This is a genomic window from Tessaracoccus caeni (assembly GCF_029211185.1).
Classification (GTDB): Bacteria; Actinomycetota; Actinomycetes; order Propionibacteriales; family Propionibacteriaceae; genus Arachnia; species Arachnia caeni.
Window position 1 is genome coordinate 1 of sequence record NZ_JARGDO010000001.1, and the last position, 22,606, is coordinate 22,606.

The window sequence follows — 22,606 nt, forward strand, 5'->3', positions numbered from 1 at the left end:
CGAAGCGAGACTGGATTTGAACACCCACATCCTCACCAGAGGGACCGCGTCCCTTGCGTTCGCCACGCCGCGAACCACATAAACTGCCTAGTCAGACGGCCCTACGCACGACTTTGACGGCACCCTGACCCCCGACCCCTTCGAAGAATTCCGACGCATCATCCAACAAAACCAAGCCACCCACGCCCAACAACCCACCGAACCCAACCCCTGGCACCCCGACCAATAGCACCGGTGAACGAGCCCGCCCTGCCGCTGCCAGCTGGGTCTTTTCGAGGCTCCGCTGCGCTCCGCACCTCAAAGACCGTGAAGGGGTGTGCCCTCACCCAGGGCCTCCGCACCTCAAAGAGCGTGAGTTTCTGTGGATAGGGTTTATCCATGCACGCGCACGGTGTCACTCCAGTCGTCCTTGTCGGTCGTGGCGTCCGGCTGGAGCCGCTCACTTTCCATCACATCGAAGGGCTGCAGCAGGTCACCCTCGACGGAGAGCTCTGGCGTAGCCGCCTGACGTCGGTGCCGGAGCCTGATCGGGTCGAGGAGTACGTCACAGCCGCGCTGGCCATGCCCGATCGCGTTCCCTTCACCGTCATCGACGATGGCTCGGCCACAGTGCTCGGCTGCACCAGCTACGCAGAGATCCTCGCCCAGGTCCGACGGCTGGAGATCGGCTACACCTGGTACGCCCAGCGCGCTCAACGCACCCACGTCAATACAGTCTGCAAACTGCTGCTTCTCGCGCATGCTTTCGACACGCTCGAGTACCGAACCGTCGGCTGGCGCACCGACAACCTCAACCTCACCAGCCAACGCGCCATCGAGCGGCTCGGCGCGAAGAAGGACGGCGTGATCCGGGGCCACCAGTTGCGGCGCGACGGCACCGTCCGCGACACCGTCATGTACTCGATGACCGCCGACGAATGGCCTGGGTCCCGCGACGTGCTACTCACGCGCCTCGCCACCCGCGACTGACGATTCTGGGACCTGACGACGACTGCCGACGAGCGGCCTGAATGCCGCGCCGTGCCATTCACGCGCCTCGCCACCCGCGACTGACGATTCTGGGACGTGACGACGACTGCCGACGAGCGGCCTGAATGCCGCGCCGCGCTACTCACGCGCCTCGCCGCCCGCGACTGACGATTCTGGGACGTGACGACGACTGCCGACGAGCGGCCTGAATGCCGCGCCGCGCTACCACACACCTCATCGCCCAAGCCTGATGATTCTGGGACAGCACCCTACGGGCGGCCGGACATGCCACAATCCGGTCACCGACTACGCCGAAGGAGCCGCCGATGTCCGTCCTCGCCCCGCTTGTTGCCGCCCTCGCCGATGGGTCCGTCGAGGTGGTGGACCTCACCAGCCCGCTGAGCCCCGACACCGTCATCCTCGAGCTGCCCGCGCCCTTCGCCAACACCAAGGGCCTCAGCACCTCGCCAGTGTCGAACTTCGACGACGCGGGCCCGGCCTGGGCCTGGAACGACCTCTCGCTCGGCGAGCACGCCGGCACCCACCTCGACGCGCCGACGCACTGGATCACCGGTAAGGACGGCAACTCGGTCGACCGGATCTCGCCGTCCCGGCTCGTCGGTCCCGTCGTCGTGATCGACAAGACCGCCGAGGCCGCAGCCGACCCCGACTTCGCCCTCACTCCCGCCGACTTCGACGCCTGGGTCGCCGAACACGGCGAGCTGCCCGACGGCTGCTGGGTGCTGTTCCGCACCGGTTGGTCGGCCCGCTCGGGCTCGAAGGAGACCTTCCTCAACGCCGACGAGAACGGCCCGCACACCCCGGGCATCACCCCCGACGGCGCCCGCTGGCTGGCCGACAACCCGCGCGTGATCGGCTACGGCGTCGAGACCGTCGGCATCGACTCCGGGCAGGCCGGCGCGTTCGACCCGCCGTTCCCGGCGCACCACTTCCTGCTGGGCGCCGACACCTACGGCCTCACGTCGCTGCAGAACCTCGACAAGCTGCCGGTCACCGGCGCGACCATCGTCGTGGCGCCGCTGCCGCTGGTCGACGGCACGGGCTCGCCCACGCGCGTGTTCGCGCTCGTCGAGCGGTGAACGTCGCCGAGGCGGTCGGGGCGACGCTGGCCCGGCTCGGCGTCGGGCACGCGTTCGGCGTCGTCGGCTCGGGCAATTTCGCGCTGGTGAAAGCGCTGCGCACGCACGGGGTGCCCTACACGGCGGCCCGGCACGAGGGTGGGGCCGCGACGATGGCCGACGCCTACTCCCGCACCGCGGGTCGGCTCGCCGTCGTCACCACCCACCAGGGCTGCGGCTTCACCAACGCGCTGACCGGTGTGGCGGAGGCCGCGAAGTCGCGCACGCCGCTGATCGTGCTCACCGCCGACGCCCCGCCCTCGGCCCGGTTCAACAACTTCCGCATCGACCAGGACGCCGCCGCGCGGGCCCTCGGCGCGGTCGCCGATCGGGTCTACTCGCCAGCGACGGCGGCCGCAGACGCCGAACGCGCCTGGACCGTCGCCATGCACGACCGCCGAACCGTGGTGCTCAGCGTGCCCATCGACCTGCTGACCCAACCGGCACCGGAGGTGGCCGTCAACGCGCCGGGATCGGGTGACCACACCGTCGATCCGCGCGCCGTCCGCCCCACCGCCGAGGACGCCCAAGCGCTGGCCGACCTCCTGGCCGGCGCCCAGCGTCCCGTCTTCATCGCCGGACGTGGCGCCCGGGAAGCAGGCACGGAGATCGCCGCGCTGGCCGAACGCTGCGGAGCGCTGCTGGCTACCAGCGCCGTCGTGAAGGGACTGTTCCGCGGGTCAGCTGACGGCGTCGTCCCATCGCACGGCGGCGCCGATCTCGGCATCTCCGGCGGCTTCGCCACCCCGCTGGCTGCCGAACTCATCGCCGACGCCGACGTGGTGGTCGGCTTCGGCTGCGCTCTCAACAACTGGACCACGCGACACGGCCGGCTGATCGGCGCCGACGCGCGGATCGCCCAGGTGGATCTGGATCCGCTCGCCCTCGGGGCCCATCGGCCCGTCGAACTCGGCATCGTCGGAGACTGCGCCCTCGTCGCCCACGACACCGCCATGCTCCTCACGCCCAGGGTGGTGGCCGATTTTCGGCATCAGACAGAGGAAAATCGGCCATTGGTCGATTTTCCTGGGGAGCGTGAGCCGGAAAGAGGAGGCGCGGCGGAAGTCTTCACACGCAGGGTGGTGGCCGATTTTCGGCATCAGACGCAGGAAAATCGGCCATTGGCCGATTTTCGGCGGGAGAAAGAGCGGGAGTGGGGGCAGGAAGAAGGAGAAGGAGCGGGCGGAGGAGAAGACCAGACGGCGCGCGGGTACCGCACTGCGGAGGTGCTCGCCCGGATCGCGGCTGAGGGACGTTGGCGCGATGTGGCCTTCGAGCCACTCGACGAACCCGGCCGCATCGACCCGCGCACCGTCACCATCGCGCTCGACCACGCCCTCCCTACCGAGCGGGTGGTAGCCGTGGACTCCGGCAACTTCATGGGCTACCCCAGCCAGTTCCTCGACGTGCCCGACGTGGCCGGCTTCTGCTTCACGCAGGCCTTCCAGTCGATCGGCTTAGGCCTGGCCACCGCCATCGGTGCTGCCATCGCCCGACCCGACCGAATCCCGGTTCTCGGCACCGGCGACGGCGGCTTCCACATGGCGATCGCCGATCTGGAGACCGCCGTCCGGCTTCGTCTGCCGCTGGTGGTGCTGGTCTACAACGACGCCAGCTACTCGGCGGAGGTGCACCACTTCGGCGAGTCCGACGAGACGGTCGCCTTCCCGGACACCGACCTCGCGGCCATCGCCCGCGGCTTCGGGGCCGACGGTGTCACCGTCCGCAGCACCGACGACCTGCCCGCCATGGCTGCGGCGGTCGCAGAGTGCGTCGCCCGTCCCCGCAGCGAGGCAAGACCGCTCGTGATCGACGCCAAGATCGCCTCCGACGGCGGAAGCTGGTGGCTGGCCGAGGCCTTCCGCGCCCACTGAACCGGAGGGCAAAACCGACCGCAGGTCCCTACGTACGCTCACGCCCTTTCGAGGTTCGGCCGCGAACGGCCTCACACCTCAAGGAGCGCGAAACAGCCAGAGGGAAGCACTGATTATTGCTTCCTCCGGCGAGGACGTACCAGGCGGGATGAGATACGACCCCGAAATCTTGTAAGCGTATTGGATATACTCGTCAAGATTTAGGGGTCGTAGATCGCCCGATCTGGTGCGCCGCAGCCGAGGAATGAATGATCAGTGGTTCCCTAGGTCTTTACGCGACGACGATCAGCGGCGCAGGCCGAGGCGCGCGATCAGCGCACGGTAGTGCTCGATGTCGTTCTTGGCGACGTAGTTGAGCAGGCGGCGGCGCTGACCGACCATGAGCATCAGGCCACGACGAGAGTGGTGGTCACCCTTGTGCTGCTTGAGGTGCTCGGTCAGGTGCGCGATGCGCTTGGTCAGCAGAGCGATCTGCACGTCGGGCGAACCGGTGTCGCCCGGCTTGGTCGCGTACTCTTCGATGGTCTTCTTCTTCTCAGCGGCGTCCATATAGGGCTCCTTCCGACTCGCTGCGCGGCGCCCCGGTCGCTGGTGCTGTCGGGGCTCTTACTGGGCCGCGGCCGATCTAACGGCAACCTCGTCACCTTAACACCACGAATACGGCTCACCCAAACGCCTCGACGAATCGAACGGCGCCCATGCTTGGACTAGGCTGGAGTACGTCCGATCGCAGACGAACAACACTGGCCTCCACTGGCCATGCGGCCGGGCACTGTGACTCAGGAGGACTATCCATGACTGTTGTCGTTCGCCCGGCTGAAGCCAGTGATCTTGAGGTGCTGCGGACGCATCAGTCGAGGCCCGAGTTGAATCTCGTGGACCGCCACTTCGCCCTGCAGCAGGAGGGCAAACTGATCATCGCCGTCGCCTTCGACGCTGACGGGCCGCTGGGCAGCGCCATCATCGAATGGGAGGGCGAGGATCTCTCCCCTGAGCTGCGCAACATGTACGTCTTCCCCGAGGCCCGCCGCAAGGGTGCGGGCAAGGCCCTCACCCAGTGGATCGAGGATCAGGCCCGGGCGCGCGGCTTCTCCGCGGTGTACCTGGCCGTCGATCCCAACAACGAGAAGGCCGTGCCGCTGTACGTGTCACTGGAGTATCACCCCACCGGCGAGCACATCTTCGTCGAGGTTCCCGAGATCATCCAGACCGAAGGTGAGGCCCCGAAGCCGACGCACTACGCGGTCTACAAGAAGTCGCTCACCGCTCACTGAGCACATCATCGGCGGCCCTCCGGGGCCGCCGAATAGTTTACGCCTGGCCGCGTCGGTTCGGACCGTAATCCGCCAATTCCTTGCCTAGTCAAACGACTCTTGACCCCGAGTCTCACGGCGCCGAACGGGTGAGTAAGGTGCTGTTATGAGCAAAGGCGCACACATGGGATCAGAAGAGTTCAAAGCCTACGGGCATGAGGTGATCGACTGGATCGCCGACTACTGGGCCTCGCTAGAGTCCAAACCTGTCGGATCCACGGTTTCCCCCTGCGCTATCACCCAGGCCCTCCCCCAGTCCGCACCAGAAGAGGCCGAGGACTTCTCCGCCGTCATGGCAGACCTCGACTCGGTGATCATGCCGGGAATCACCCATTGGCAGCACCCCCGATTCTTCGGCTACTTCCCCGCCAACACCTCCCCCGCCGCCGTTCTGGCGGATCTTCTCTCCAGTGGCATCGGCGCCCAGGGCATGATGTGGGCGACGTCGCCCGCGATGACCGAACTGGAGATCACCGTCACCGACTGGCTGGGCCAAGCGATCGGCCTTCCCGACGAGTTCCTCCACCGCGGCGGCACCGGCGGCGGCGTGATCCAGGACACCGCTTCCACGGCAACCATGGCGGCTCTGCTGGCCGCACTGCACCGCACCAGCCACGGCCGCTACCGCAAGGAGGGTCAGGGCGAGGCCCGGTACCGGATCTACGCGTCGGCGCAGGCCCACTCCTCCATCCAGAAGGCCGCGCTTCTCACCGGCCTCGGCGAGCTGAACGTTCAGTTGGTGCCCGAGAACAAGGTGACCCAGCGGCTCAAGGTCGAACACCTGGCCAGCGTGCTCGAGGCCGACCGGATGGCCGGCGTGCGTCCCGCGATGATCGTCGCGGCCGTGGGCACCACCTCCACCGGAGCCGTCGACGACGTGCGCGCGCTGGGTGAGCTGGCGCGCGAGTACGGCGCATGGCTGCACATCGACGCGGCGTGGGCCGGCGTCGCAGCCATCTGCCCCGAACACCGCGACCTGCTGGACGGCGTGGCCGAGTACGCGGACTCCGTCGTGGTGAACCCGCACAAGTGGATGCTCACCACGTTCGACTGCTCGGTGCTGTGGTCGCGCGACAAGACGTCGCTGATCGGCTCCATGTCGAACCTGCCCGAGTACCTGCGCAACAAGGCCACCGAGAGCGGCGCCGTGGTCGACTTCCGCGACTGGCATCCGCAGCTGGGCCGGCGGTTCCGCTCGCTCAAGCTCTGGACCGTGCTGCGCACCTACGGGCTCGAGGGCATCAGGGAGCACCTGCGTTCGTCGATCGCACGGGCAGAACACTTCGAGCAGCTCCTGCAGGCCGGCGGCCGCTTCACCCAACCGGTGCCGCGCAGCCTTGCGTTGGTGGTGTTCCAGCTCGACAACGACGACGACACCCTCGCCGTCATGGACAAGCTCAACGAGTCGGGCGAAGCCTACGTCACCCATACCCGGGTCAATGGGCGCGCCGCACTCCGCCTGGCTGTGGGCTCACTGCACACCACCGACGAGGACATCGACCGCACCTACCAGGCCCTGATCGCGGCGGCCAACGCCGTCCAGAGCTGACCACCGCCCAGAGGTGTTGACCGCTCAGAGCAGTTGCCGCGCGAGTTCCACGTCGAGCCGCATCTGGGCGATCAGCGCCTCCACGCCGTCGAACTTCACCTGCCCACGCAAGCGGACGGTGAAGTCGACGGCGATCTCGATGCCGTACAGCTCCAGGTCGGTGCGGTCGAGCACATAGCTCTCGACGCGGCGATCCGCGCCGTCGAAGGTGGGGTTCGAGCCCACGGAGATCGCCGCCGGCCACGGCTTGGCCGCGGGATCGTCCAGCCGGGTCACGTAGCCGGCGTAGACGCCGTCCTCCGGCACCGCCATCTCGGGCGGCATCCGCAGGTTGGCCGTCGGGAAGCCGAGTTCCCGCCCGCGCTGATCGCCCATCACCACGACGCCGCGCGAACGGAACGGTCGGCCCAGGTGCTCGGCGGCGAGTTCCACTTCGCCGTGAGCGATCGCCTCGCGGATCAGCGTGGAACAGGTCACGGCCCCCTCCAACGACTCCAGCTGGACGGGGGTCACGACGAAGCGCCCCCGGCCCAGCTCGGCCAGCGTGGAGACGTCGCCCGCGGCCTTGTGGCCGAACCGGAAGTTCTTGCCCACCACGATCCGGGCCGGGTTGAGCGGCAGGACGAAGCGCTCGAGGAACTGCGACGGGCTCATGTTCGCGACCTCTGAGGTGAAGGTCACCACCCGCACCTCGTGGGCACCCGCCTGCTTCAGCAGTTCGATGCGCGACGCCAGGTCGGCCAGCAGCAGCGGAGCGCTGTCCGGTCGAACGACGGAGAGCGGGTGGGGCCAGAAGGTGAGCACCACCAGCGGCAGTCCCCCGTCACCCATGGCCTCCGCCAGCACCCGCTGGTGTCCGCGGTGGACACCGTCGAAGTTGCCGATCACACAAACGCTTCGAGTCACCGGGCCAGGTTAGCGCTCCTCCCCAGACACCACAGAACCGCCGCGCCCCGGAAAGGGGCGCGGCGGTTCTTGGACTGATGACGCGGCCTCAGCCGTCCTGGAGCACGACGTAGAGCTGGCGCGGACCGTGGACGCCCTCGACGCGAGACAGCTCGATGTCGCTGGTGGCCGAGCCGCCGCTGATCCAGGTGACCGGCTGACCGGCGCGCACGGCGTCGCCGAGGCGCTGAATGGCCTCCGGCACGTCCGAGACCACGTCGGCCGCCCGAACCACGCACACGTGACGGTCGGGCACCAGCGTGAGCGCCCGTCGCCCCTGGTCGGGACCGTGATCCAGGCAGATCGTGCCGGTCTCGGCCATGGACACCGCGGATCCGGTGACCACCGCGTCGATCTCGTTGAGTTCCGCGTGGCTCAGCTGCGGCTCGTCGTCGTGCACGACGATGCCGGCGTCCTCCATGTGCTCGCGCCACTCCACCGGGATCCCGGACGGCAGCACCGCGCTGGACGCACCGACCGCCTTGAGCGCGGTCACCACGGCCTCGGCGAGCTTCGCCTCGGGCACCCGGACGATCCGGGCCTTGTAGTCGAGGATGTTCTCGACGAAGGTGTCCAGCACGTCGGCCAGCGGCGTCGGCTGGTGGTACTGCCACTCGACCACCGGCTCCAGCTGCCCTTGCGTGTCGCTCAGCGCGGTGCGGATGCGCGAGAGGATCTCCTGCTTGGCGCTCACTTCTCCTCCTTCGACTCTCGCTTGTCCCACCAGTCCCGGAAGGTCTCGGTGGGTGGAACCGGCATGTCCCGGGCGTTCGCCCACGACGAGGCGACGGGGAACGGCAGCACGCCGAAGTGGCTGCGCTTCTTGAACACCTTGCCGGCCGTCTTCGAGAACTTCTGGATGAAGGCGATGCCGTCGCCGTTCTCCAGCGCCTTGCCGACCATGCCGAAGATCATCGACTCCATCGTGGGGTGATGCTTGGTCTTCTTCTCCACCACCTTGGCGCGCATGTGCACCAGGATGTCGGAGATGGGGATCTTCACCGGGCACACCTCGTCGCACGCCCCGCACAAGGACGACGCGAAAGGCAGCGACTTGTCGACGTCGCTCGCGATGCCACGCAGCTGCGGTGTCAGGATCGCCCCGATCGGCCCCGGGTAGACCGAGCCGTAGGTGTGACCGCCGACCCGCTCGTAGACCGGGCAGACGTTCATGCACGCCGAGCAGCGGATGCAGCGCAGGGCCGCGCGTCCGACGGGGTCGGCCAGCACGTTGGTTCGCCCGTTGTCCAGCAGGATGACGTGGAGATCCTGCGGCCCGTCGCCCTCGGTGACGCCCGTCCACATCGAGGTGTACGGGTTCATCCGCTCGGCCGTGGAACTGCGCGGCAGCAGGCGCAGGAACACCTCGAGGTCGTCGAAGGTGGGCACCAGCTTCTCGATGCCGACCACCGAGATCAGCGTCTCGGGAAGGGTCAGGCACATGCGGCCGTTGCCCTCCGACTCGACGATCACCAGGGTGCCCGTCTCCGCGACGATGAAGTTGCCACCGGAGACGGCGACCTTGGCCCGCAGGAACTTCTCGCGCAGGTGCGCACGGGCGGCCCCGGCCAGGTCCGGCGGGTTGTCGGTGAGGCCCTCAGGGGCGGGCTTGCCCCACAGCCCCATCTCCTCCTTGAAGATCTCGCGCACCTCGGAGCGGTTGCGATGGATGGCAGGCACCAGGATGTGGCTGGGCCGGTCGTGGCCGAACTGGACGATCAGCTCGGCGAGGTCGGTCTCCCAGGCCGCGATGCCGGCCTCCTCCAACGCCTCGTTGAGCTCGATCTCCTGGGTGGCCATCGACTTGATCTTGACCACCTCCTGAGCCTGCTTCTGCTTGGCGATGTCGATCACGATCTGATTGGCCTCGGCCGCGTCGCGCGCCCAGTGCACGGTGATGCCGGCCTTGGTCATCGCTTCCTCGGCCTGCAGCAGGTAGCTGTCCAGGTTGCGGGCGAGCTTGTTCTTGATCTGCTCGCCGGCGGTGCGCAGCTCCTGCCAGTTGCTCACCTCGGCCGCCCTCAGGAGTCGCTTCTCGCGAATCGTGGTGGTGGCGTGGCGCAGGTTCTGCCGCATCTGATGGTTGTGCAGCGCGTCCTTGGCGGCCTTCGGGAAGGCCGGCATACCCAGATAGGCGCCCTCGGGCGGCGCCGGGGTCAGCCTCTTCTTCGGTGCGACCTCGATGCTCATCACGCCGCTCCTTCCGTGTGGTTGAGGATCTCGGCCAGATGGATCGGCTGCACGCTCGCGTTGTTGCGATGCATGATGCCGCCGATGTGCATGAGGCAGGCGTTGTCGCCGGTGACGAGGTACTCGGCCCCCGTCGACTGGACGTTGCGCGACTTGTCGTTGCCCATCGCCACCGACACGTCGGGGTTCTTGACGGAGAAGGTGCCGCCGAAGCCGCAGCACTGCTCCTTGTCGGGCAGTTCCTTGAGCGTCAGGCCCTTGACGGCCTTCAGCAGCCGGATGGGTTTGTCCCCCACCTTCGCGATGCGAGCCGAGTGACAGGTGGGGTGATAGGTCACGACGTGCGGGAAATAGGCCCCGACGTCGGTCACGCCCAGCACGTCCACCAGGAACTCGCTGAAATCGTAGGTGCGCGACGCGGCATCCTCCGCCGCGGCCTTCAGCCCCTTGTCGCCAGCCTGCTCGGCCAGCCCGGCATGCTGATGGCGCACCGCGCCGACGCAGGATCCCGAGGGCCCCACCACGTAGTCGTAGCCCTCGAAGGCCTCGACGTAGGTGCGCACCATCGGTACGGCCTGCTTGGCGTACCCGCTGTTGGTGAGCATCTGGCCGCAGCAGCCTTGGCGTTTCGGGAAGACGACGCGGCAGCCCAGACGCTCCAGTACCTCGACCACCGCTCGGGGCGTGGCGGGGAACATGATGTCGTTGATGCAGGTGGCGAACAATGCCACCGTCTTGCCAGTTCCAGGTCCCATCTCTCCTCCTTAGAAGTGCGGAAGCATCCAGCTCAGGACCGGTGTCGACTGCAGACCGATCAGCACGCAGAGCACGAACAACATCCCGAGGCTCCACCACACGACCTTGCGGAAAATGTCGGATTCCGACCCCAGCAGGCCCACCGCGGAGGCGGCGATGGCAAGGTTCTGCGGGCTGATCATCTTGCCCACCACGCCGCCGGTGGTGTTGGCGGCCACCAGCAGCGTCGGATCGACGCCGATTCGCTCGGCCGTGGCCTGCTGCAGCGTGGCGAACAGCGCGTTGGCCGAGGTGTCGGAGCCGGTGACGGCGGTGCCGATCCAGCCGAGGACCGGGGCGAAGAAGGCATAAGCCGCGCCCACGCCGGCGATCCAGGCACCGATGGTCAGGGTCTGGCCGGAGAAGTTCATCACGTAGGCCAGCGCCAGCACCGAGGCGATGGTCAGAGCCGACCACCGCATCTTGAACATGGTGTTCCAGAACTCCTTCGCCATGTCCGCGATCGAGACGCGGTAGATGAGGCCGACGATGAAGCCGGTGATCAGCAACAGGGTGCCGGGGCCCGACAGCCAGGTGAAGGTGTAGGTGACAGCGGAGGGCTCCGCACCACCGATCAGCAGGTTGCCGTGCAGGCCCGGCCACGGGATCTTGACGTCGGTGGCGCCCAGGGCAGCCTTGACCGCGGGGATCAGCTTGGCGCTGACGAAGATCGCGATCACGAGCAGGTAGGGCATCAGCGCCATGAAGATCCGGCCGCCGGTGAGGGCGCCCCGCGGTGCCCGACCAGCGTGCTCGTTCGTGGTGGTCAGGTTCTCCTTCGCCCGCTCCGCAGCCATCCGCTGCAGGGCCTCGTCGCCGCCCTTCGGCTTCCAGAAGCGCATGAACAGCACGCCGACCGCGAGCGCGAACAGCGACGCGATGACGTCGGTGAGCTCGACGGAGATGTAGGTGGCGGAGATCCACTGGGACACGGCGAAGGCCGCGCCGATGGCCAGCGCCACGGGCCAGGTCTGCTTGAGTCCCCGGATGCCGTCGGCGATCAGCACCAGCAGCATGGGCACGAAGAAGGCCAGCACCGGCGACTGGTGGCCGACGTAGGCCCCGATGTGGTGGTAGTCGATGTCGGTGAGGTTGCCGGCAGTGATGATCGGGATGGCCACCGCGCCGAAGGCGACCGGTGCCGTGTTGGCCAGCAGCACGACCATGGCGGCGCGGAAGGCGGAGAAGCCGACCGACATCAGCATCACACCGGTGATCGCCACCGGGGCGCCGAAGCCGGCCAGGGCCTCCATCAGGCCGCCGAAGCAGAAGGCGATCACGATGGCCAGGATGCGGGGATCCTCGGAGATCAGGCCGAAGGTGGCCCGCAGATCCTCGAAGCGCCCGCTGATCACGGTGACCTGGTAGAGCCAGATCGCGGTCAACACGATCCAGGTGATCGGGAAGAGGCCGTACACCGCGCCTTCGGAGGCCGACAGCAGCGCCATGCCGGCCGGCATCTTGAAGGCCAGCACGGCCACGACGATCGCGGAGGCGAGCGAGGCCAGCCCGGCCCAGTGCGCTTTCCACTTCAAACCGCCCAGGGTGAGGAACATCACCGCGAGCGGGATCAGCGCCACCAGCGCCGACCAGGTGGGACTCCCCAGGGGAGCCAATACTGGTTGAAATTCCATTGACGAACTCCGTCGTTCTTGTGAGTTTCTTTACCGCCCCTGACCCTTACTCCCAGGGCGCGATAAGCATGACGAAATCCATGTTAGGACATGACATTTTGACCCTGACAGCGGGGTCGGACAAGGGAAAATGCCTACGAAATAGGCACATAAATAGCCCTATCCCGACTCACACTCGGGTAATTAAATGCGAATTAATAGGGTTAATTATCGACGGTGATCATCAGCCCACGAGCACGGCCACGGGCCGGCTGGAATCGCCGGAGGCGGGCCGGTAGAGCGCGAGCAGGTCGCCGTCGGGGCCGATGATGCCGGTGGGATCGGCGGGCACGGCGCGCGCCAGCGGGCGCCCGTAGCCGACGTCCGTCGCCTCCACCTCGTCGACGGTGAGGCAGGGAAAGCTGAGCCGGGCCGCGTCGGCCATCGGCATGAGCATGGGGGGTTCGTCGCCGAGCACGACGGCATCGGCGATGTCATAGCCGCCGATGCGGGTGCGACGCAGCGCCGTGAGGTGGCCACCCACCCCCAGGGCCTCCCCCAGGTCGCGGGCGATGGCCCGGATATAGGTGCCGGAGGAGCACTCGACGTCGATATCGACGTCGACGGTGCCGGGAGGGCCGTCCTGACGAGAGTCGAGCACGTCGATGCGAGTCACCTCGACCTCGCGGGCCTTCAACTGCACGTCGTGACCCTCGCGGGCCAGTTGGTAGGCGCGTTTTCCGTTCACCTTGATGGCGGACACCGACGACGGCACCTGCTGGATGCGCCCGAGGAATCGCTCGGCGGCCTCAGCAACCTCCGACGGGAGCAGTCCATCGGCGGGTGCCACGTCCACCACATCGCCGTCGGCGTCGTCGGTGTTCGACGACTGACCGAGGCGCACGGTGGCGAGGTAGCGCTTGTCGTGCAGGGCGAGATGGCCCAGCAGCCGGGTGGCCCGATTGACCCCGAGGATCAGCACCCCGGTGGCCATCGGGTCCAGCGTTCCGGCGTGGCCGATCTTGCGCGTGCCCAGCAGGCGACGCAGCCGACCGACCACCTGGTGGGAGGTGACCCCCGACGGCTTGTCGACGATCACCACCCCAGATGGAGTCTCCTGAGCGGAGCTCACTCCTCGTCGTCCTCCCGCGGCTTGCGGTAGGGGTCGGCCTCGCCGGCGAAGGTCGCCGCCTCGGCCGCCTTGGCCAGCTCCGCGTCGCTGGCGTGCACCTTGGCCAGGAGTTCGTCGATCTCCTTCGCCGTCTCCGGGATGGCGTCGCGCACGAACTCCAGCGAAGGAGTGTGCCGCAATCCCAGTTGGGTGCCCACCGCGGTGCGCAGCATGCCGGTGGCGGAGCGCAGGGCCGCCGCGCTGGCGGCCTGCGCATCCTCGTCGCCGAGCACCGTGTAGAAGGCGGTGGCCTCGCGGTTGTCGCCGCTCAGCCTCACCTCCGTGATGGTGACGAAGCCGAGCCGCGGATCCTTGACCCTGCGGTCAAGGGTCGAGGCGATGATCACCTTGATCTGATCGGCCAGCTTCGCGTTACGGGAACTGCCGGGCATCAGGAACGCTCCTTCTCCACCATCTCGTAGGTCTCGATGATGTCACCGATGCGGATGTCGTTGTAGTTCGACAGCGTCATGCCGCACTCGTAGCCCTCGCGGACCTCGGTGGCATCGTCCTTCTCGCGACGCAGCGACGCGATGGAGGTGTCGGCGATGACGACACCGTCGCGCAGCAGGCGAGCCTTGGCGTTGCGGCGGATCGACCCGTTCTGCACCATGCAGCCCGCGATGTTGCCGAACTTGGACGAACGGAAGATCTCGCGGATCTCCGCCTGACCACGGACCTCCTCGGCGAAGATCGGCTTGAGCATGCCCTTGAGCGCCGCCTCGATCTCGTCGATGGCCGAGTAGATGACCGAGTAGAACCGGATGTCGACGTTCTCGCGATCCGCCATCTGGGTGGCGTGCGGCGTGGGCCGCACGTTGAAGCCGATGATGACGGCCTTGGAGGCGGCGGCCAGCGAGACGTTGGTCTCGGTGATGGCGCCGACGCCGCGGTCGATGACGCGCAGCGATACCTCGTCGCTGACCTCGATCTTGCTGAGCGCGTCCTCGAGGGCCTCGACGGAACCAGCGCCGTCGCCCTTGAGGATGAGCAGCAGCTCCTGGGTCTCGCCCTTCTCGAGCTGCTCGAACAGCTGATCCAGCGTCTTGCGACGGCTGGACTTGGCCTGCTGAGCCGCACGCATGCGGGCCTCGCGCTTGTCGGCGATCTGACGGGCCATGCGATCGTCCTCGACGACCAGCACGTTGTCGCCCGCGCCGGGCACCGACGTGAGGCCGAGCACCTGAACGGGCATCGACGGCGGAGCCTCGGTGACGGTCTCGCCCTGATCGTTGATCAGCGCGCGGACGCGGCCGTGGGCGGAGCCCGCGACGATCGAGTCACCGATGTGCAGCGTGCCGCGGTGCACCAGGACGGTGGCCACGGAACCGCGGCCCTTGTCGAGGTGCGCCTCGATCGCCACACCCTGAGCGGGCATGTCCGGGTTGGCGCGCAGGTCGAGCGCCGCGTCGGCCGTCAGCACGATGGCCTCGAGCAGCTCGTCCAGGCCCTCGCCCGTGATCGCGGACACGTCGACGAACTGGGTGTCGCCGCCGTACTCCTCGGGCATGAGGCCGAACTCGGACAGCTGGCCGCGCACCTTGGACGGGTCGGCGCCCACCTTGTCGATCTTGTTGACCGCCACCACGACCGGCACGTCGGCCGCCTTGGCGTGGTTCAGAGCCTCGATCGTCTGCGGCATCACACCGTCATCGGCGGCGACAACCAGCACCGCGATGTCGGTGGACTTCGCGCCACGGGCACGCATGGCGGTGAACGCCTCGTGACCCGGGGTGTCGATGAAGGTGATCTTGCGCTCGTTGCCGTCGACCTCAGTCTCCACCTGGTAGGCACCGATGGCCTGGGTGATGCCACCGGCCTCGCCCGCCACGACGTTGGACTTCCGGAGCGCGTCGAGCAGCTTGGTCTTGCCATGATCGACGTGACCCATGACGGTGACGACGGGCGGACGGGACTCGAGATCGTCCTCGTCGCCGATGTCCTCGCCGAACTCCAGGTCGAAGCTCTCCAGCAGCTCGCGATCCTCGTCCTCGGGCGAGACGACCTCGATCTTGTAGTCGAGCTCCGCGCCGAGCACCTCGAGGGTGTCGTCGGCGACGGACTGGGTGGCGGTGACCATCTCACCGAGATGGAACAGCACCTGCACCAGCGACGCCGCGTCCACGCCGATCTTCTCGGCGAGGTCGGTCAGCGACGCGCCGCGACGCAGACGAACGGTCTGGCCGTCGCCCTTGCGCAGACGCACGCCGCCGATCGTCGGGGCCTCCATCTGGTCGAACTCTTGCCTACGCTGCTTCTTCGACTTGCGTCCACGACGTCCGGCCGCGCCACCGCGACCGAAGGCGCCTTGCGTACCGCCGCGACCGCGACCACCACCGGCGCGTCCCGCGGGACCGCCGCCGAAGCCACCGGGAGCGCCACCGCCACCGGGAGCACCGGTGCCGGGACGACCGCCGCCAGCACCGCCGGCACCGGGACGACCGCGTCCGGGACCACCCGGACGACCGGGGCGCGCGGGAGCGCCGAGAGCAGAGGACTGCTGCTTGGGCATCATCGCCGGGTTGGGGCGAGGCATGCCGCTGGTGCCGCCGGGACGCGGCATCCGGTTCTGATCGGAGCCGGCGCCGGGACGACCGGCGGGAGCGCCACCGGGACGTGCGCCGCCCTCGGGACGCGGACGACGCTGCTGCGTGCCCATGCCCTGAGCGGAGCCGAACGGGTTGTTACCCGGACGCGGGCCGGACGGGCGCCGCGGCATCGCACCGGGGGTCGGCGCGCCGGGACGACGAGCGCCCTGGCCGGGACCACCGGGACGAGGCGCGCCGCCGCCGGCAGGGCTGGCGGGCTTGCGGGGCATCGCACCGGGCGTGGGGGAACCGGGACGCGGAGCGGAACCGCCACCCTGCTGAGGGGCGGGGCTCGCCGGACGCGGCGTGGCCGCGGGCCGTGCCTGAGGCGCGGCGGAGGCGGGCTTTGCGGCCGGGGCCGGCTTGGGCGCCGCGGGCGTCGGGGTCGACTGCTTGGGCGCGGCCGGGGTGGGCTGCTTCGGCGCCGCGGGGACGCTCTGCTTGGGCGCCGCGGGCGCGCCGGGCATGGGTGCCGGCCTCGACTGAGGCGCGGCGGGGGCCGCTGGACGCGCCTGCGTCGCAGCGGGAGCTGGGGTGGAAGCCGGCTTGTCTCCGGTTCCATAGGCGTCTCGGACCCGTCGCACCACAGGGGTTTCGAGGGTCGACGAGGCGCCGCGGACGTATTCGCCCATCTCTCCTAGCTTTGCCAGGAGTTCTTTGCTGGTGATCCCGAGTTCTTTAGCGATCTCGTGGACGCGAGGCTTAGCCACTACTCTCCTTCACGGCCCAGGCCTCTTCCAGCCTGAACCAGTTAGTTGGTTTGCATGCTCATCGTTGGTTACTCATCGAGTGGTCATGAGCGTTAGCCCACTTTCTGGTTGCCGCCCGGCGATTCCGGGCGTGGAAACGATGCACCCTGTTGACAGGGCCACGAGGAGTCTACCGCTTCGGGGTAGCTTCGATCCAACCGGCGGCGCGTGTCATCACCTCGGGGTCGAGTTCGGCGGCCGCGCCAAAGGTACGCCGGATGGCCTTGCGGGGGGCCAGCAGGTCGACGCAGGACGGGTGCACGTAGGCGCCTCGGCCCGGCAGCCGGGGCGAGGTCGCGTCCACCACCAAGGTGTCGCGACGCACCATCCGGATCAGCGCCGACTGGTCGTCGCGCTTGCGGCAGGCGATGCAGGTGCGCTGCGGCTGGGCGTGCTCAGCGCCCAACGGGATTCGCCTCCCGGTACGCGCGATAGGTGGCGTCGGTGGTGACCCACCACTCGAGGGCGATCTTGGACCGCTCGGCGGCCCACTCCTCCCCCAGCTCCCCGGCGAGATCCTGCACCTCGTAGTTGTCGTCGACGAGGTTGAACACCTCGTCGCGGCGGTCCCCGAAGTGATGGATCACCTTGTAGTCGCCCTCCAGCGTGGCCATGCAGCGCACCTCCGCCAGGCAGGTCACGGTGACAGGTGGCTGCGGCTCGTCGTCCCGCCAGGACGGCAGGTAGTCGAGGTCGCTCGAGACGAGGTCGAAGCCCAGCAGATCCAGGGCCGTGGGTGCCAGGGACAGCTGACCAGCCGGGCCGTCGAACAGCTCGGGAGCGTGCTGAGGATCGTGGATCATCATGGGGATCCGCGCGCCCTCTTCGTAGATGGTGTTGTCGTGCTGGTAGATCCGGTGCTCGCCGAACCCCTCGCCGTGGTCGCCGGCGATCACGAAGATGGTGTTCTCGTAGAGCCCGAGCTCCTTGAACATCTCGATCACCTTGCCGACGTAGGCGTCCTGGTAGTGCACGCCGTTCAGGTAGTCGTTGAACATCTTGTTGTCGACGAAGTCGATCTGCGCCTGCCCGTGCATGTTGTAGTCGTGGTGGGCGGTCACCGTCAGCACGCCCATGACGAAGGGCTGGTCGCCCTGCGCCTCCAGCCACTCCCGCTGAGGCTGCAACATGATGTCGTCCTCGTAGCCGAAGTAGTTCGACTTGTAGAAGCGGTCCTTCGGCAGCTCGTCGACGGGGAAGAACTCGTCGTAGCCCATGTTGCGCACCACGTCGCGGCGACGCTCGAAGTGCTCGGTGGCGGACTGGAAGAAGGCCGATGCGTAACCCTGCTCACCGAGCAGATCGGGTAGGCAGCGCATGTACAGACCGTTGTCCTCGGCCTCGGAGTTCTCGTAGTCGAGCGGCGGGGTCTGTCCGCACGTCGTGCCGATGAGGGCCTTGGTGGTGTGCGGTAGCACGGTGTAGCCGCGCTCCGGCGCCAGGGACAGGGTCTTCAGCTCATCCAGCACCGGGGTCACGCTCTGCCGCACGTCCGTGGGCAGCGTCGAACTGTCGCGGGTCGACTCCAGGGTGATGATCACCACGTTGCGCCGGGCCTCGTCCGCGCGCGGGACGAGCGTGGTGTTGGCGGGGTCGGGGACGACGGTCTTGCCCTCCGCCAGCTCTTCGGGCAGCGCGTTGGCCTTGCGAATGGGGGTCATCGCCATCTGGATCGGGGGCGCGAGCGAGAAGGTGGCCGACGCGGTGGGCGCGGTCCACAGGGAGGCCAGGGTGAGAGCGACCATGGCGGCGATCCCGCCGATGGCCAGGCGCTTTCCGGGGCGCATCCGCCGACGTTGCTCGGCGCTGCGTCGCTGACGCAGGAACTCGACGACGGGAGTGAGCGCGAACGGCGCCAGCACCACCCAGATCACGACCGCGCTCATCAGGCTCACCGTCGACCGGTCGGCCTGCGCGCTGACCAGCCCGGCGAGCGCTTCCGCGTCGTTGAGGATGGTCACCACGTTGTGCCAGGCGAGCACCGAGCCGCTGCGCATCATGAACGTGTGGTTGATCACGGTGAAGATGCCGAGCAGCAGCGTCACCAGCAGGGACGCATACAACCGGAGCGCCCGCAGCCGTTTCTGCCCGAAGGCGACCACGAGGAAGAGCCCCACCACCCAGGCGGCGCCGAACGCGATGTCCGATGAGATCTGCGCCACCCGATCGAGCACGCCCGCCTCGGGATAGAAGACGAGGCTGCGGATGAGCTTCAAATGCACGCCGAGCAGCGCCACCGGCACCGCGGCGATCACGAAGTGCACCAGCCGATTGGGTGGGTCGAGCAATCGGTTCAGCACGGCACGCAAAGAAGTCATCCGGGTTAGTGTAGGCGTTACCTTTTGTTCACCCAATCTGACCAGAGTTCATCGTGTGCCGGGGACGCCTCCGACCATGGGAGCACCGGGGAGCTGGCCGGGCTGCTCCTCGGCGACTCCCGCCTTCGGACCGGAGCGGCGCGCGATCCAGCGGGCCAGCGCCGAGAAGGTGAAGTTCACCGCCAAGTAGATCAGCAGCGTGACGACGAAGATCGAGAACGAGTACTTCGTGGAGCCGTAGTAGTCCTTGAGGTAGTTCGAGATGCGCAGGATCTCGGGGTAGACCACGACGTAGCCCAAGGAGGTGTCTTTCAGCAGCACCACCAGCTGGGCGACGATGATCGGCATCATCTGCCGGAACGCCTGGGGGAACTCGATGAAGATCCGGGTCTTCAGCTCCGTCAGGCCCAGCGAGAGGCCGGCCTCGCGCTGCCCCTTCGGCAGCGCCGCCAGTCCCGCGCGAAGCGCCTCGCCGATGATCGCGCCGTTGTAGATCGTCAGCGCCGCGACCACGGCGACGAAGCCGCCGGTGCCCAGCGCCAGCAGGATGAACAGCATCATCAGCAGCACGGGCATGCCGCGGAAGAACTCCAGCAGCGCCGCCGTCGGCACGCGCACCCACCGCGACTTGGCGGTGCGAGCGAACACCAGCAGAACGCCGACGACGAGCGACAGCACCGCCGCCAGTCCGGCGGCCTTCAGCGTGCCGAGGATCAGGCCGTCGATGAGCAGCCGCTGCCACACCACGCCGTCGGTGAAGATGTCCCACCGCTCCGGCGTCCACAGTCCGCTCAGCACGGCGCCGTTGACGGTGACCCGCGGCTGACCCAAGGCCCAGATGAGCCAGGCGAAGCCGCCGATCGTCACGATTCCGGCGACGATGGACACCACCATCGACAGCCGCTTGGTTCTGGGGCCGGGAGCGTCGTAGAGGACGCTGGCCGTGCTCGCGCTCATCGCTGCATCGCCACCTTCCGCTCGACCCTCTCGGCGAGCCTGCCGAGCGGGATGGTGATCACCAGGTAGCACACCGCGATGCCGATCAGGATCGGGATCACCGAGTCGCCGTGGGCGTTGGTCAGCCGCTTGGATTGGGCGAACAGATCGACGACGCCGAACCCGCCGGCGATCGAGGTGTTCTTGGTGAGGGCGATCAGCACGTTGATCAAGGGCGGCACCACCATGCGCAGCGCCTGGGGCAGGATCACCAGGAACACGGTCTGGCCGAAGTTCAGCCCGAGCGATCGGGCCGCCTCCGCCTGCCCGAGGGGCACGCCGTTGATGCCGGAGCGAATCGCCTCGGCGACGAAGGCCGAGGTGTAGACGCTGAGCGCCACGAAGGCGCCCACCTTGGTGTTGAGCCCCATCTGCAGCGCCGGCAGCACGACGATGATGAAGAAGAACACCAGGGTGAGCGGGGTGTTGCGCATCAACTCGGTGTAGCCCGTCGCGATCGCACGCAGGCTGGCGATCGGCGAGATGCGCAGGAGCGAGACGAAGCCCCCGAGGAGGAGCGCACCGAGGCCGCCGACAAGCAGCAGTTCCAGGGTGCCTTTGAACCCCAGCCAGTACGCGTCCAGATTGGCGAATACTGCGTCCATGGGCTCACCTCCTCGAGGGCGTCGTCACGGTGTCAGGGCCGGGTCAGCGGCCATGGGTGAAGCGGGTCAGTAGCGGTCGACCGCCGGTGGCTCGGGAACCGGCAGCACGGTGCCTGCCGTCTTCTCCCACGCCGCGGCCCAACGACCGTCCTTGTACGACGCCTCCAGCACGTCGTTGATGAAGTTGCGGAACTCCGTGTCGTCCTTCTTCAGCCCGATGCCGTAGGGCTCCTCGGTGAAGGTGGAGTCGATCACCTCGAACTCGTCGGGGGCACCGGAGACCAGGCCCGCGAGGATGACGTTGTCGGTGGTCAGCGCCTGCGCCTCGCCGGTGCGGATCGGCTCCAGGCAATCGGAGTACTTGTCGAGCGTGATCACCTTGGCGGCATCCACGTACTCGAGGATGTTCTTCTCCGACGTGGAACCGGTCACGGTGCACACCGTGTTGGTGCCCACCTTGTCGGGACCGGTGATGCCCTGCGGATTGCCCTTGGGGACGAGGAAGGACTGACCGGCGATGTAGTACGGTCCGGCGAAGTCGATGACTTCCTTGCGGGTGTCGTTGATGGTGTAGGTGGCGATCACGATGTCAACCTGGCCGTTCTGGATGAAGGGCTCGCGGTTCTGCGAGACCGTCTCCTCCCACTTGATGTCCGCCTCGGCGATGCCCAGCTCCGCCGCGATGATCTTGCCGATCTCGACGTCGAAGCCCTCGGGAGTGCCGGACGGACCCATCAGGCCGAACAACGGCTGATCGAACTTGGTGCCGATCGTGATCGCGCCCGCCTCGTTGAGCGTGGCCATGGTGGTGCCCTCGGCGAAGCTGGTCTCCGCGGGCGTGTTGGTCGAGCCTGGGTCGGTCTCGTTTCCGCCACAGGCCGCGAGCGTGGCGGCCAGACCCACCGCCATCAGAACGGCGGCGATCTTCTTGTTCACTGTCATCGTTTTTCCTCCTCGGTTGACGATCAGGACAAAATCTTGGAGAGGAAGTCCTTGGCGCGGTCGGACTTCGGATTGGTGAAGAACACGTCGGGAGTGGCCTGTTCGACGATGGCGCCGTCGGACATGAACACCACCCGATCGGCGGCCTTGCGCGCGAAGCCCATCTCATGGGTGACCACGAGCATGGTCATGCCCGACTTGGCGAGCTCGACCATCACGTCGAGCACCTCGTTGATCATCTCGGGGTCGAGCGCGCTGGTGGGCTCGTCGAGCAGGATCAGTTTGGGATCCATCGCCAGCGATCTCGCGATGGCGACGCGCTGCTGCTGACCGCCGGAGAGCTGAGCCGGCAGCTTCTTGGCGTGGTCCTGCACACCCACTCTGGTGAGCAGCTCCATGGCGCGCCGTTCGGCGTCGGCCTTGCGGATCTTGCGCACCTTGATGGGCGCGAGCGTGACGTTCTCCAGCACCGTCTTGTGCGCGAACAGGTTGAAGGACTGGAACACCATGCCCACGTCGCTGCGCAGCTTCGCCAGCTGGGCGCCCTCCTCCGGGAGCTTCTCGCCGTCGATGAAGATCTCACCCGAATCGATGGTCTCCAGCCGGTTGATCGAACGGCACAGCGTCGACTTGCCGGACCCCGAAGGCCCGATCACGATCACCACCTCGCCCTTGTGCACGTCGAGGTCGATGTCCTTCAGGACATGGTTGGGGCCGAAGTACTTGTTGACCCCTCTTACCTCCACCAATGGACGAATATCGGGCTCGCTCATGCAACGACCCTAGTCGGAAACGCCCGGTTGCGGTGCAGAAAACCGAGCACTGGGGGCAGTTGTTGCCGAACTGTAAC

20 protein-coding genes are annotated in these 22,606 nt (G+C 67.6%); 5 read left to right on the forward strand and 15 right to left on the reverse strand.

The window, feature by feature from the left end:
- Positions 1-378 precede the first annotated feature (378 nt).
- From P0D62_RS00005 to P0D62_RS00015, 3 genes are all read left to right on the forward strand, one after another.
- Positions 379-969 (forward strand): GNAT family N-acetyltransferase, encoded by a 591-nt coding sequence (locus P0D62_RS00005; protein ID WP_275700562.1) that lies wholly within the window; start codon positions 379-381, stop codon positions 967-969.
- A 326-nt stretch (positions 970-1,295) separates the two neighbouring features.
- Complete coding sequence (locus P0D62_RS00010; protein ID WP_275700563.1) at positions 1,296-2,069, forward strand: cyclase family protein; 774 nt, start codon at positions 1,296-1,298, stop codon at positions 2,067-2,069.
- Positions 2,066-3,982: a thiamine pyrophosphate-binding protein gene (locus P0D62_RS00015; protein ID WP_275700564.1), complete on the forward strand. Its 1,917-nt coding sequence runs from the start codon at positions 2,066-2,068 to the stop codon at positions 3,980-3,982. Before P0D62_RS00010 ends, P0D62_RS00015 begins: the two co-directional genes overlap by 4 nt.
- Before the next feature lie 285 nt (positions 3,983-4,267).
- On the opposite strand, the gene rpsO is transcribed toward P0D62_RS00015, so the two are convergent.
- Positions 4,268-4,531 carry a 30S ribosomal protein S15 gene (gene rpsO, locus P0D62_RS00020; protein ID WP_275700565.1) on the reverse strand — a complete coding sequence of 88 codons (264 nt, stop codon included), beginning with the start codon at positions 4,529-4,531 and terminating at the stop codon, positions 4,268-4,270.
- Between the two features lie 245 nt (positions 4,532-4,776).
- Here rpsO and P0D62_RS00025 point away from each other — a divergent pair, with 245 nt between their 5' ends.
- On the forward strand, positions 4,777-5,256 hold the full coding sequence (locus P0D62_RS00025; protein WP_275700566.1) for a GNAT family N-acetyltransferase: 480 nt from the start codon (positions 4,777-4,779) through the stop codon (positions 5,254-5,256).
- A 145-nt stretch (positions 5,257-5,401) separates the two neighbouring features.
- On the forward strand, positions 5,402-6,844 hold the full coding sequence (locus P0D62_RS00030; RefSeq protein ID WP_275700567.1) for a pyridoxal phosphate-dependent decarboxylase family protein: 1,443 nt from the start codon (positions 5,402-5,404) through the stop codon (positions 6,842-6,844).
- A gap of 24 nt (positions 6,845-6,868) precedes the next feature.
- Here P0D62_RS00030 and P0D62_RS00035 read toward each other — a convergent pair whose 3' ends face one another.
- The 14 genes from P0D62_RS00035 to P0D62_RS00100 all read right to left on the reverse strand — a co-directional run bounded on the left by P0D62_RS00035 (position 6,869) and on the right by P0D62_RS00100 (position 22,529).
- Positions 6,869-7,750, reverse strand: coding sequence for a bifunctional riboflavin kinase/FAD synthetase (locus P0D62_RS00035; RefSeq protein ID WP_275700568.1), 882 nt, complete (start codon positions 7,748-7,750; stop codon positions 6,869-6,871).
- A gap of 88 nt (positions 7,751-7,838) precedes the next feature.
- On the reverse strand, positions 7,839-8,483 hold the full coding sequence (locus P0D62_RS00040) for a LutC/YkgG family protein (protein ID WP_275700569.1): 645 nt from the start codon (positions 8,481-8,483) through the stop codon (positions 7,839-7,841).
- Complete coding sequence (locus P0D62_RS00045) at positions 8,480-9,979, reverse strand: LutB/LldF family L-lactate oxidation iron-sulfur protein (protein ID WP_275700570.1); 1,500 nt, start codon at positions 9,977-9,979, stop codon at positions 8,480-8,482. Before P0D62_RS00045 ends, P0D62_RS00040 begins: the two co-directional genes overlap by 4 nt.
- Positions 9,979-10,734 carry a (Fe-S)-binding protein gene (locus P0D62_RS00050; protein ID WP_275700571.1) on the reverse strand — a complete coding sequence of 252 codons (756 nt, stop codon included), beginning with the start codon at positions 10,732-10,734 and terminating at the stop codon, positions 9,979-9,981. The genes P0D62_RS00045 and P0D62_RS00050 overlap by 1 nt, the downstream gene beginning before the upstream one ends.
- Positions 10,735-10,743: 9 nt before the next feature.
- Positions 10,744-12,408: an L-lactate permease gene (locus tag P0D62_RS00055; protein ID WP_275700572.1), complete on the reverse strand. Its 1,665-nt coding sequence runs from the start codon at positions 12,406-12,408 to the stop codon at positions 10,744-10,746.
- A gap of 223 nt (positions 12,409-12,631) precedes the next feature.
- Positions 12,632-13,519, reverse strand: a complete 888-nt coding sequence (truB, locus tag P0D62_RS00060) for a tRNA pseudouridine(55) synthase TruB (RefSeq protein ID WP_275700573.1) — start codon at positions 13,517-13,519, stop codon at positions 12,632-12,634.
- Positions 13,516-13,953, reverse strand: a complete 438-nt coding sequence (gene rbfA / locus P0D62_RS00065) for a 30S ribosome-binding factor RbfA (RefSeq protein WP_406708204.1) — start codon at positions 13,951-13,953, stop codon at positions 13,516-13,518. Before rbfA ends, truB begins: the two co-directional genes overlap by 4 nt.
- Positions 13,950-16,856 (reverse strand): translation initiation factor IF-2, encoded by a 2,907-nt coding sequence (infB, locus tag P0D62_RS00070; protein ID WP_275700575.1) that lies wholly within the window; start codon positions 16,854-16,856, stop codon positions 13,950-13,952. Before infB ends, rbfA begins: the two co-directional genes overlap by 4 nt.
- A 169-nt stretch (positions 16,857-17,025) precedes the next feature.
- The gene (locus tag P0D62_RS00075) at positions 17,026-17,301 is read right to left on the reverse strand and encodes a YlxR family protein (protein WP_275700576.1); all 276 of its coding nucleotides are present in this window, start codon (positions 17,299-17,301) and stop codon (positions 17,026-17,028) included.
- Positions 17,291-19,213, reverse strand: coding sequence for a sulfatase-like hydrolase/transferase (locus P0D62_RS00080; protein WP_275700577.1), 1,923 nt, complete (start codon positions 19,211-19,213; stop codon positions 17,291-17,293). Before P0D62_RS00080 ends, P0D62_RS00075 begins: the two co-directional genes overlap by 11 nt.
- Positions 19,214-19,261: 48 nt before the next feature.
- Complete coding sequence (locus P0D62_RS00085) at positions 19,262-20,170, reverse strand: amino acid ABC transporter permease (protein ID WP_275700578.1); 909 nt, start codon at positions 20,168-20,170, stop codon at positions 19,262-19,264.
- Complete coding sequence (locus P0D62_RS00090) at positions 20,167-20,814, reverse strand: amino acid ABC transporter permease (protein ID WP_275700579.1); 648 nt, start codon at positions 20,812-20,814, stop codon at positions 20,167-20,169. The genes P0D62_RS00085 and P0D62_RS00090 overlap by 4 nt, the downstream gene beginning before the upstream one ends.
- A 66-nt stretch (positions 20,815-20,880) precedes the next feature.
- Positions 20,881-21,756, reverse strand: a complete 876-nt coding sequence (locus P0D62_RS00095) for a glutamate ABC transporter substrate-binding protein (protein WP_275700580.1) — start codon at positions 21,754-21,756, stop codon at positions 20,881-20,883.
- A gap of 23 nt (positions 21,757-21,779) precedes the next feature.
- Complete coding sequence (locus P0D62_RS00100) at positions 21,780-22,529, reverse strand: amino acid ABC transporter ATP-binding protein (protein ID WP_406708196.1); 750 nt, start codon at positions 22,527-22,529, stop codon at positions 21,780-21,782.
- Between the last annotated feature and the right edge of the window lie 77 nt (positions 22,530-22,606).